The 9,388-nt window shown below is 64.1% G+C and carries 16 protein-coding genes; all 16 read left to right on the forward strand.

Features of this window, described 5'->3' with window-relative positions:
• Nucleotides 1-416: 416 nt before the first annotated feature.
• The 16 genes from E3U25_RS19020 to E3U25_RS19095 all read left to right on the forward strand — a co-directional run bounded on the left by E3U25_RS19020 (nt 417) and on the right by E3U25_RS19095 (nt 9,334).
• Nucleotides 417-1,193: a DUF1828 domain-containing protein gene (locus E3U25_RS19020; protein ID WP_281029287.1), complete on the forward strand. Its 777-nt coding sequence runs from the start codon at nt 417-419 to the stop codon at nt 1,191-1,193.
• Between the two features lie 144 nt (nt 1,194-1,337).
• Nucleotides 1,338-1,622, forward strand: coding sequence for a hypothetical protein (locus tag E3U25_RS19025; protein ID WP_147304503.1), 285 nt, complete (start codon nt 1,338-1,340; stop codon nt 1,620-1,622).
• A 254-nt stretch (nt 1,623-1,876) separates the two neighbouring features.
• Nucleotides 1,877-2,071, forward strand: a complete 195-nt coding sequence (locus tag E3U25_RS19030; RefSeq protein ID WP_147304502.1) for a hypothetical protein — start codon at nt 1,877-1,879, stop codon at nt 2,069-2,071.
• 2 nt (nt 2,072-2,073) lie between these two features.
• Nucleotides 2,074-2,268, forward strand: a complete 195-nt coding sequence (locus E3U25_RS19035; protein WP_116221869.1) for a hypothetical protein — start codon at nt 2,074-2,076, stop codon at nt 2,266-2,268.
• A 116-nt stretch (nt 2,269-2,384) separates the two neighbouring features.
• Complete coding sequence (locus E3U25_RS19040; protein WP_072462805.1) at nt 2,385-2,612, forward strand: hypothetical protein; 228 nt, start codon at nt 2,385-2,387, stop codon at nt 2,610-2,612.
• Nucleotides 2,609-2,986, forward strand: a complete 378-nt coding sequence (locus tag E3U25_RS19045) for a hypothetical protein (protein WP_116221868.1) — start codon at nt 2,609-2,611, stop codon at nt 2,984-2,986. Before E3U25_RS19040 ends, E3U25_RS19045 begins: the two co-directional genes overlap by 4 nt.
• 2 nt (nt 2,987-2,988) lie before the next feature.
• Complete coding sequence (locus E3U25_RS19050) at nt 2,989-3,366, forward strand: hypothetical protein (RefSeq protein WP_116221867.1); 378 nt, start codon at nt 2,989-2,991, stop codon at nt 3,364-3,366.
• Nucleotides 3,363-4,112 (forward strand): hypothetical protein, encoded by a 750-nt coding sequence (locus tag E3U25_RS19055; RefSeq protein ID WP_116221866.1) that lies wholly within the window; start codon nt 3,363-3,365, stop codon nt 4,110-4,112. The genes E3U25_RS19050 and E3U25_RS19055 overlap by 4 nt, the downstream gene beginning before the upstream one ends.
• Nucleotides 4,109-4,366 (forward strand): hypothetical protein, encoded by a 258-nt coding sequence (locus E3U25_RS19060; RefSeq protein ID WP_166435518.1) that lies wholly within the window; start codon nt 4,109-4,111, stop codon nt 4,364-4,366. Before E3U25_RS19055 ends, E3U25_RS19060 begins: the two co-directional genes overlap by 4 nt.
• Nucleotides 4,363-5,526: a recombinase RecT gene (locus E3U25_RS19065; RefSeq protein ID WP_166435517.1), complete on the forward strand. Its 1,164-nt coding sequence runs from the start codon at nt 4,363-4,365 to the stop codon at nt 5,524-5,526. Before E3U25_RS19060 ends, E3U25_RS19065 begins: the two co-directional genes overlap by 4 nt.
• A 61-nt stretch (nt 5,527-5,587) precedes the next feature.
• Nucleotides 5,588-5,800, forward strand: a complete 213-nt coding sequence (locus E3U25_RS19070; RefSeq protein WP_116221864.1) for a hypothetical protein — start codon at nt 5,588-5,590, stop codon at nt 5,798-5,800.
• Entirely contained in the window at nt 5,793-6,500 is a 708-nt protein-coding gene (locus E3U25_RS19075) for a hypothetical protein (protein WP_116221863.1), read from the forward strand. The genes E3U25_RS19070 and E3U25_RS19075 overlap by 8 nt, the downstream gene beginning before the upstream one ends.
• Complete coding sequence (locus E3U25_RS19080; RefSeq protein WP_166435516.1) at nt 6,493-6,654, forward strand: hypothetical protein; 162 nt, start codon at nt 6,493-6,495, stop codon at nt 6,652-6,654. Before E3U25_RS19075 ends, E3U25_RS19080 begins: the two co-directional genes overlap by 8 nt.
• Before the next feature lie 119 nt (nt 6,655-6,773).
• Nucleotides 6,774-7,265 carry a hypothetical protein gene (locus tag E3U25_RS19085; protein WP_116221862.1) on the forward strand — a complete coding sequence of 164 codons (492 nt, stop codon included), beginning with the start codon at nt 6,774-6,776 and terminating at the stop codon, nt 7,263-7,265.
• Between the two features lie 67 nt (nt 7,266-7,332).
• On the forward strand, nt 7,333-8,061 hold the full coding sequence (locus E3U25_RS19090) for a hypothetical protein (RefSeq protein ID WP_116221861.1): 729 nt from the start codon (nt 7,333-7,335) through the stop codon (nt 8,059-8,061).
• Between the two features lie 202 nt (nt 8,062-8,263).
• Complete coding sequence (locus tag E3U25_RS19095) at nt 8,264-9,334, forward strand: tyrosine-type recombinase/integrase (RefSeq protein WP_116221860.1); 1,071 nt, start codon at nt 8,264-8,266, stop codon at nt 9,332-9,334.
• The last annotated feature ends 54 nt before the right edge of the window (nt 9,335-9,388 follow it).

The raw sequence follows: 9,388 nt of genomic DNA on the forward strand, positions 1-9,388 counted from the left end.
AAAACTGGACAGAAGTTCCCCAAGAACGGCCTAAACCTGCGGTCACCTTACCCTGTCACAGGCCAGTGGTCTTGACGGCAGATCAGATTCCAAGCCGGTGATGACCGCTATTCTATCCTGATAAAGTGCCGCCCTGAGCGACTTGACTTCATGGCCATGCTGGTTCACTGTGGCCAGCCCGATACGGTGCTGTGTCGCGTAGAGCATCACGGATCACATCCTGGATGGCACGTGCATTATCAATGCAAAAGGCCATTCTTTCAAGGAGTGGTAAGCTTTCCGGACATGCGCAGGCGGGGTTGCGGCCATACGCAGGATTTCGGTTCAAAGCGAGTGACGGGATTCGAAGCATGGGCTATAACCTTCGTGGTGAAGGCCTTCGGCCTGGAAGAGAAGGGCCAGATCGGTGACATGCTGTGAAACAGGAAATCTGCCACGCTTTCTGCGATAGCATTTCTGTGCACGAGATCCCCGGCGGTCTTGGCATCAGCAGCACCATGTTTCAGGCAAACGGCGATCCCGCAGGGGTCTACGCCATTGGGCCGGATGCGAATGGTTTGTGGCGGCTAGATGACGGTGGATGGATACTGCCTATGGTTGTATCTTCTGGCTACGACATCCACTCACCACAGCGGCGGGACGCGCTGTCTGCCATTATCACTTCAGGCGGCCTCTTTCTTGATGAGGAAGGCTTGGAGATCCACTCAGCGATGCTTAAGGCGCCCGAAGTTCCGGCCGCAGCAGTGCGTTTTTTTTCGACGATCTCTCGGGTCGCTGACCTGGCGCTTTGGACGCATGAGCGAGTTCGAAGCACGTTCAAGGAAGATGTCAAAGCCAAGCTGGAAGCGTCACTTCCTGAAGGGGTAACCATGGAGATTGACGGGGTTCCAGATGATCGCGTCAAAGATCTCCGTGCTGATGTTGTCCTGCGCTCTCCGGGGGTTGCTCCAGTTGCGCTATATCTGGTGCAGAGTGACGTTCCGTTGTTCGAGGCAATGCTGTTGAAATCCGAGACAAAGGGGCTTCCGGGAAGGCCGAGAGTAGCGGCCCTCTTGGAAAAGGAGCAATCTGGAACCGCAAAGACGCGTTTAAGAGCAGTCAACAGGTTGGACGCTTGGGCAATTTATGCCGGAGAGGATGACAGTGCAGTTGAGCGCATCAGGGAAGAACTGCAGCATCCAGCACTCAACTAGCTGACACCTAACCCCAGCCCCGCTCCGGCGGGGCTTTTTGCTGCCACCCGCATCGGGCGAAATACGATGCACCGGGACTCGACATCAGCCCCGGCGCGCCTCCATCATCCGGCCACCACAACCTGTTGATGACGGAGAAAACCTGTGAAAGACATCCATATCCACCCCGTGAACATCGGCCGCGTCGCGGCGTGGCGAGATGAAAACTCCGACATAGAAGCGCCGGAACACCTGTTTTGCCAGCTTGATGCTTCATACTCGATAGAGGGCCTTCCCGACCATCTGTCAGCGGGAATCAAAGCGACGACCTTGATTGCCGGAGAGCACGCTGAACAGCCGTTGCGCTCTCTTGAACGACTTGCCGACGAAGCTCTTGCAGACGTTCTTGAAGCCATCGCGTCTGAGCTTCGGAGAAGGGCGAAGTCGTAAACACGTCAGCAGGATCATTGCTTAAGCCGCCGATCTGCCCCGCCTCGCGCGGGGCTTTTTCGTCACTGTCGTTCATCTCGATCACCTCCATCGGCACCGCGCCGGTAGTGGCAGCGTAGCACAGGCGAATCGGAGATTCGATCCATTGTTTTCTGATGGTAAACTTTTTGCTTGCGCGGTTTGTTTTCTGTGTGTAAACCTTTCTCCATACCGCAGGGCGACACATGAGCCCCTGCCCCGATGGAGACGCCCCGATGACCTGTCACTCCTATGACGACCGCAATGAAGGCGCCGCCGCAGCTACGATGATCATCCTGGCCGCCGTTGCTGTGCTGTTCTTCTGCATCGGCGCGTTCGCCTGCCGGGCATGGACCGCTAACGCGGATCGGCCGGTGGATTGCTTCGCACTGACCGGGCATGAGTGTGCCACTCTCAAGTCTCGGGGGTGAAGATGAACGCCATTGACATCATGCCACCTACCTTCGCCGGCGGCATGCCGGTGATGATGGCGGACTACCTTCGCGCGCTCGATCTGTGTCGGCGCGTCTTGGACGAGGCGCCTTCCATCGGGAACACGCCTCTTGCCGCAGAAATCAGAGAGCTTTTGGCCGCTTCGAAGCGGCAGCTGAACGAACGACGGGCCTAGAGCCCTACCCAAGATCCCTGCCGGAGCGCCTGCGCTCTGCTTCACCTGACCCCGGTTCCGCAGCAACCCGCATTCGCGGGCCGGGGTCGCTTTTTCCGAATTTCCAGGAGAAGCCTATGCGAACCCCGGACCGAGATTTCTGCAGCGGCACAGCCATCGCGCTCGCCCTGTCCATGCTGGCCGGGGTCGCGATCACGCTGGGCGCCGCGCTGCTGGTCTGGCTGATCGGCCATATCGACTGGCAGGCCGCGCAGGACTTCGCCGCGCCCACCGCCGCCCAGGCCCGCGACGCGGGCTGGGTCGCCATCTCCGAAAACCCCAATCATCAGGAGGTCTGGAAATGATGCACGAATCCGATACCGCGCTGGTCTCGCGCCTCTCTGCCCTGCTGATCCGCGCCGAGAAACCCGCTGAAGTGGCGGGTGCGATGCGCGATTTCGTCAAGGTCGTGTGCGATCGCCATGCGCAGCCGACCGATGGTCTCGGCAAGGGCCAGTCCTCGCTGATCTGGCAGCGCCAGATCGCGCTGACGGTCGCGGCCCATACCTGCGGGGTCGAGGGGCCGCGCCGGGAAATCCTTGAAATCATGGCCGATGCGGAACGCACGGTCTGGGATGATCGCGAACTGGAGCGGCTGGCCGACATGCTGGCGGACCAGGCGAGCGAGCTGGCCGAGGAATGGCGCGGCGAAGCCGAAGTAATCCGCGGTGAGATCTGAGCATGATCCGTCAGCCCACCCCCATGGCCCAGCTGCACGCCTGGCACCGGGCGGCGCTGGCCGACCCCAGCCTGCCCCGGCACGAGGGTTTGGCCGAATGCGGCTGGTATAAGACGAGGCTGGTCAAGGGCGGCCCCTGGGTCGCGGTGCGCATCTGGTGCGAACGCGAGATCGACGCCGAAACCGGCGAACTGACCGCGCCTGAGATCCTGCGCTGCGAGGTCGACGGCATGCGCCGCGACCCGGCGCGGATCTGGATTTTCCTGACGCCCATCACGCGCGCCGAGTTCGATGCGCTGCGCCAGCGTCAGACCGACATCCCCGCCATGGCCGCGACGATGGCCCGGCTCGATCTGTCCCAAGGAGCTATGAGACCATGAACGACATGACCAACCTGCCGCCGCGCGGCCACAATGGCCCTCCGGCGTTCGATCCCGAGGCATTCGCCGCGGTCAAGGCGAAGGTCGATGATTTCGCGCTGGCCGCCGGCGAATGGGCCGATCTGGGCGAGATCGACAGCCAGGACCGCGCCGAGCGCGCCTCGGATTTCGTGGCCGGCGCCCGCAAGGTCTACAAGGTGGTGGACGAGGCCCGGAAGGCCGCGAAGGCCCCGCACGACGAGGCCGCCAAGGCGGTTCAGGCCGCCTTCGCCCCTCTGCTGAAAACGGTCGAGCGCGCGACCGATACCGTCAAGGCGATGCAGACCGCCTGGCTGAAGAAGATGCGCGAGGCCGAGGAAGCCGCGCGCCGCGCCGAACAGGAGCGCATCCGGCTGGAGCGCGAGGAAGCAGAGCGGCTGGCGGCCGAGGCAGCGGCACGGAATGACATCGCCGGGCAGGTGGCGGCCGAGGAGGCGCTGAAAGAGGCCGAGGACGCCGAGAAGGCGGCGGCCAAGCCCGTCGCCGCCCGCGCGGGTTCCGCCACCGGCGCTGGCCGCACCATGGCCTTGCGCACCACATGGCGCTGCGAGGTCGAGCAACGCGGCCCGGCGCTGGCCTATTACCGCTACCATCCCGAGGTGATCGCGCTGATCGAGCGCCTGGCCTCGGCCGAGGTGCGCGCCCAGACCGGCGACAAGGTCGCCCCCCAAGGATTCCGTCTCATCAAAGAGGAGAAGGCCGCATGAGCCATCCGCAGTTTGTCGAATGCAAGTTCCGGGAAGCGGACTTGCGAGCCTACACCTACCGCAACGACAGCGAGCCGGTCGAGATCGGCGACCGGTCTGCGGTCGAAACCACCCGCGGCGAAACCGTCGTGACGGTCGTTGGCATCCGCGAGGAACCGCCGGCCTTCGACTGCAAGCCGATCCTGCGCAAGGTCGAGCCGGAGCCCGAAGAAGGCGCCGACACGGCCGAGGATGGGGCGGAGGGCGAGGAATGAGCGGCGCCCTGCTGAAAACGCCGCTGCGGCAGGTGCCGGACGTGCGTCACCTGCTGATGAACCAGCAGGCCCGCGATCAGCTGGGCATGGTGGCGGCGAAACACATGAACCCGGAACGCATGATGCGGGTGGTGGCCAACGCCATCCGCACGACGCCCAAGCTGGGCCAATGCGAACCCATGTCTTTCCTCGGGGCGCTGATGCAGTGCGCGGCGCTGGGGCTGGAGCCGAACACCATCCTCGGCCATGCCTATCTCATCCCCTTCGACAACAAGAAAAAGGGCGTGACCGAGGTTCAGCTTGTGGTGGGCTACAAGGGCCTGATCGACCTTGCCCGCCGCTCGGGCCACATCACCAGCCTGTCGGCCAACATCCACTATTCCGACGACGAGTTGTGGATATACGAGGAAGGCACCGAGGCGCAACTTCGTCACCGGCCCGGCCCGCAGAAAGGCGAGAAGCTGCACGCCTATGCGATCGCCAAGTTCAAGGACGGCGGGCATGCCTATGTCGTGCTGCCTTGGGAACACGTCATCAGGATCAGGGACGGATCGCAGGGATACCAATCGGCCAAGCGGTTCGGAAAGCTGGCAGACAGCCCATGGACGAAGCATCTGGACGAGATGGCGAAGAAAACCGCCATCCGGGCGCTGTCGAAATACCTGCCGCTATCGGTCGAGTTCATCGACGCTGTGCAGGTGGACGAGGCCCGCGCCGACTATCGTGCCTTCGCCATGGACCCGACGGCCGGCGTCGCCATCGAGGGCGAAACCGATTCCGACGACGAGGCCGAGGACGGCGAAACGGTCGATCCTGAAACCGGGGAGGTCACAGGCGGCCCGGCCGCGCTGGAGAAGCCCAAGCCCGAGCTGGAGCTTGAGGCGGAGAAGCAACCGGAACGCAAGCCGGCTGCACGCCGGGCGGCGCGGAAGGAAGCCCCGGCAGACGCCGGCGACGAAAGGCCCGAGGTCGATCTGTCCGAATACCAGGCCCTGCTGGATCGGATCGGCGGCGAGCTGCTGGACGGCGCAACCCCGCAGCAGGTCATGGAACTGTGGGCCGGACCCATAGCGTCCATGCGTGATGCGGCCCCCGGCATCTACAAGAACCTGCTGGCCGAACTCGACAGCTACGCGCCGGGCTTTTCCGACAACCTCTGATCGCTCCGGTGACCGGCCCCGCGCGGGCCGGCATCCCGACCGATCAGCAAGAGGACAGCACATGAAACTGACCAACGACACGATCTGGCGGGCCGTGCAAGACCAGGCCGCGCTTTTCGGCTGGGGCGACCGCGAAGCGCTGATCGCAAAGGCCGTGAACCGGCTTTGCAAGCGCCACCATCTGAAAACGGACGGCGAGCGCGAGGAACTGCGCGGCCGGCTCGACATGCTCTGGATCGACCGCGCCGACGCGGCGGGGGCTTTCCATGGCTGACCGCGGGAATGACGGCTGGGCGGCGATCATCACCGCCGCAGAGGCCCGCGCGCTCGATCCGGCGCTTGCAGCGCCGACAGTTCTCGCTCGGCTGGATAAGCTGATCCGCGAGGCCAGCCCCATCGTATCCGTCGAGATCGGCCGCAGCACCTGGCAGGGACCGGCCGAGGAGGCGCCGTGGCGCGCCGACAACCGGGACGCCGACATGGCAGAATGCGCCGCGTTCAGTGCGGGGTATGAGGCTGGGGAGCGTGACGGCCGCGCCTCGGGCCAGCAGGTGCGGGCGCTGTGGCCGCGATGGCGTGAAATGCTGCTCGATGAAAGCCCAATTCCCGGAGCCGCGATCAAGGAGATGGACGAGGCATTCGCCGCCCTGACGCCAGCCCCGCAGGCCGCAACCCCGACCGAGCAAGCAGCGATGCCGGTGGCATGGCAGGTCCGGTATCATAGCAAGTGGGTTATGGCCCCGTCCTGCTGGACTGACGAGGACAGGGCTAACTGGCCCGGTGAGCATAGGCCCTTTTTCGCCCACCCGCCCCAGCCCACCGAGACGGTCGCGGTGGCGCTGTCTGGCCTGATGGAAGCCTACAAAGAGATCGCTGATAGCGGCGATGCTGGCTTCTGGAAAGCCGAGGAAACTCCCGAATATCAGGCTGCTGTCGCCGCCCTGCGCGCCCTGAAAGGAGGCGCCCATGGCTGACCGCTGGATCAAGCAGCCCGGCGCCGGCCAGGTGCGCGGCGAGGGTGAATGGGTCGAATACCTCGGCTCCGACGACGAATGGGAATGGATGCGCGGTACGGGGTTTCCGCCGACCGCGGAGGGGGAGAAGCCCGTTAATGGGGAGGTGGTCTAGTGGCGACGAAGCGCAAAGCGGATTGCACACCCGAAGAATGGGCGGCGATTCTGGAGCGGAACAGGGCCTACTGCGCCACAAGAGACCCGGAGAAGCGACGGGAAGCTTATAAGCGATACATGGAGAAGCTTCGGGCGAACCCGGAACTGATGGAGAAGCATCGGGCAAGGCAAAAGAGATACCGAGAAAATAATCGGGAAAAAATCAACGCCACGAAACGGCGCTGCCGTCAGCGCAACCCGGAACATTATCGCGCCTACTACCGCAAATGGCATGCGCTGAATGCGGCATCCAAGGCTCCAGAGCCCGGATCGGGGCTGGCGGAACTGCGCGCCAAGGTCAGGACCGAAACGATCTATGCACAGATATGGGCGCTCCTGCCGGATAAAATGTCGGTTGAGTGGCGAGAGGATATTGCATCCGAGGCCATGGTTCTCATGCTGGCCGGAGACTGCGATGATCCGGCCGAGGCGGTGAAGCTTGGCCGGACGAACCTGAACCGGGCGACTTCCAGCTATGGCATGATCAGCCTGGATGCCGAGGTCACCGAGGGCCTGCGCATGATCGACATGATCGCCGACAACGCGCCGCGCGCGGGGTATGCAGCATGACCTTTCACCCACACCTCCCCCTGATCATTGACAGCTTAGCCGGCGGCGGGGCTTCGGAGGGCTTGGCATGACGACTCCCCTCCGTGTCGGCGTCCTGTGCGAGACCTCGGGCGCCATGCGCCGCGCCTTCGCCGCCCTCGGGCATGATGCCACATCCGTTGACCGCCTGCCGGCCGAGGACGGCAGCAACCATCACATCATCGGCGACGTGCGGGACTACCTCGACTATGGCTGGGACCTGCTGATCGTTTGCCACCCGCCCTGCACGCGCCTGTGCAACAGCGGCGTGCGATGGCTATCCGAACCGCCTAAGAACCCGCCCAGCGACGCGACCCCGGCCGAGAGGGCGGCGTGGTCGATCCTGTCGCGCGAGGCGCGGCTGGCCATCATGTGGCGGCTGCTGGACGAAGGCGCCGAGTTGTTCGCAGCATGCTGGCAGGCCCCGGTTTCCCGCGTGGCGGTCGAGAATCCCGTCATGCACAAGCACGGCCGCGCCCGGATGCCCGCGGACCTGCCCAAGCCCCAGATCGTCCAGCCGTGGTGGTTTGGCGAGCCGGCCTTCAAGGCGACGGGCTTCTACCTGCGCGGCCTGCCGCCGCTGACCGCCACGAAGCGGCTGATCCCGCCCAAGGCCGCGACCGAGCCGGAGCGGCACAAGGCATGGTCGGCGATCCACCGCGCGAGCCCGGGCCCCGACCGATGGAAAATCCGCAGCAGGACCTTCGAGGGCATCGCCCGCGCCTGCGCCGAGCAATGGGGCGGATACGCCCTTGATCAGATCAGGAGGATGGCGTGATGGCGGACCCACCTTGCGAAGATCTCCTCACGACAGACGAGGCGCTGGAGTTCCTGCGGCGCAGGAAGATATTCACCAGCCGCACGGGCCTTGACAGGGCCTATCATGAGGGCAGGCTGGCGCGGGTGGCCGCGCGCGGCCGCGTCAGAATCCTTTACCGGCCCAGAGACCTTCTGGACGCCTTCCTGATCGGTGAACAGAAATGCCTCTCAAGCTCATCAAGCGTGGTGAAATCTGGTATATCCGCGGCACCGTCGCTGGACAGCGCGTTTACGAAAGCACTCGAATTGGCGACAAGCGCCAGGCGGAAATCCTCCGCGCGCGCCGCGAAGCCGAGATCATCGAACGTCGTGCATATGGCAAGGCCGTAACCTATACCTTCGCCGAGGCCGCGCTGGCCTATATGGAATCGGGCGGCGAGGGGAAGTATCTGGCGCGGATCATCAAGCATTTCGGCCCGCGCTGGCGCCTGGTCGATACCGACAACGATGCGGTCAGCCGCACGGCGGCCGCGCTCTACCCGGATGCGGGCCCGGCGACGATCAACCGGCAGCTCATCACACCGATCAGCGCCGTCTACCGGCTGGCAGCCGAGGACGGAAAGGTCCCAGATCGCAGGTTCAGGCGGCGCAAGGAGCCCAGAACCCGGTTGCGCTGGTTGACACCGGAGGAGGTCGAGGCCCTGCTGGCGGCCTGCGACAGGCGGCTCCTGCCAATCGTGGCGTTCCTGCTCGGGACGGGCTGCCGGACCGGCGAGGCATTGGGGCTGACCGTGCAGCACCTGCATCTCGACACCTGCGAGGCCTATGTCGGCGTGACCAAGAACGGCGACGGCAAGATGGTGCAATATCCCGCCAGGACGCGCCGCATCATGGTCGCCAGCGGACTACCCGAGGCCGGCGCGGTGTTTCGCACGCCGAAGGGCAAGCCCTATCGCCTCACCAATTCCAGCGGATCGCGCCTCGGCGGTCAGATCAAGGGCGCATTCGACAAGGCGCGGGATGCAGCAGGACTCGGCGAGGATGTGACCCCGCACACGCTGCGCCACACCTTTGCGACCTGGCACTATGCGGTCAACCGTGACCTGATCCTACTGATGGAACGCGGCGGCTGGCGCAAGCCGGATATGGCGATCGGCTACACCAAGCTCGCGCCCGCAGACCTGCCGCGTCGGCTGTTCGAGCACGGATGGGACTTTCGTGCAAACGCCGTGCATGACGCTGCATTGCCCGATGATTTCGGGAAGAAAATCAAGATCATGCGGGACACGTGAGGAGAATCGATGCGGACATGATAAGAAATGACCAGGCTAAATAGAGACAATCTT

Source organism: Paracoccus versutus (assembly GCF_029909795.1).
GTDB classification, from domain to species: domain Bacteria; phylum Pseudomonadota; class Alphaproteobacteria; order Rhodobacterales; family Rhodobacteraceae; genus Paracoccus; species Paracoccus versutus.

What these genes read in the sequence shown, in the direction of transcription:
- E3U25_RS19030 (WP_147304502.1), top strand. Translation starts at nt 1,877, where the DNA reads ATGACCTGTCACTCCTATGACGACCGCAATGAAGGCGCCGCCGCAGCT.
- E3U25_RS19035 (WP_116221869.1), top strand. Translation starts at nt 2,074, where the DNA reads ATGAACGCCATTGACATCATGCCACCTACCTTCGCCGGCGGCATGCCG.
- E3U25_RS19040 (WP_072462805.1), top strand. Translation starts at nt 2,385, where the DNA reads ATGCGAACCCCGGACCGAGATTTCTGCAGCGGCACAGCCATCGCGCTC.
- E3U25_RS19045 (WP_116221868.1), top strand. Translation starts at nt 2,609, where the DNA reads ATGATGCACGAATCCGATACCGCGCTGGTCTCGCGCCTCTCTGCCCTG.
- E3U25_RS19050 (WP_116221867.1), top strand. Translation starts at nt 2,989, where the DNA reads ATGATCCGTCAGCCCACCCCCATGGCCCAGCTGCACGCCTGGCACCGG.
- E3U25_RS19055 (WP_116221866.1), top strand. Translation starts at nt 3,363, where the DNA reads ATGAACGACATGACCAACCTGCCGCCGCGCGGCCACAATGGCCCTCCG.
- E3U25_RS19060 (WP_166435518.1), top strand. Translation starts at nt 4,109, where the DNA reads ATGAGCCATCCGCAGTTTGTCGAATGCAAGTTCCGGGAAGCGGACTTG.
- E3U25_RS19065 (WP_166435517.1), top strand. Translation starts at nt 4,363, where the DNA reads ATGAGCGGCGCCCTGCTGAAAACGCCGCTGCGGCAGGTGCCGGACGTG.
- E3U25_RS19070 (WP_116221864.1), top strand. Translation starts at nt 5,588, where the DNA reads ATGAAACTGACCAACGACACGATCTGGCGGGCCGTGCAAGACCAGGCC.
- E3U25_RS19075 (WP_116221863.1), top strand. Translation starts at nt 5,793, where the DNA reads ATGGCTGACCGCGGGAATGACGGCTGGGCGGCGATCATCACCGCCGCA.
- E3U25_RS19080 (WP_166435516.1), top strand. Translation starts at nt 6,493, where the DNA reads ATGGCTGACCGCTGGATCAAGCAGCCCGGCGCCGGCCAGGTGCGCGGC.
- E3U25_RS19085 (WP_116221862.1), top strand. Translation starts at nt 6,774, where the DNA reads ATGGAGAAGCTTCGGGCGAACCCGGAACTGATGGAGAAGCATCGGGCA.
- E3U25_RS19090 (WP_116221861.1), top strand. Translation starts at nt 7,333, where the DNA reads ATGACGACTCCCCTCCGTGTCGGCGTCCTGTGCGAGACCTCGGGCGCC.
- E3U25_RS19095 (WP_116221860.1), top strand. Translation starts at nt 8,264, where the DNA reads ATGCCTCTCAAGCTCATCAAGCGTGGTGAAATCTGGTATATCCGCGGC.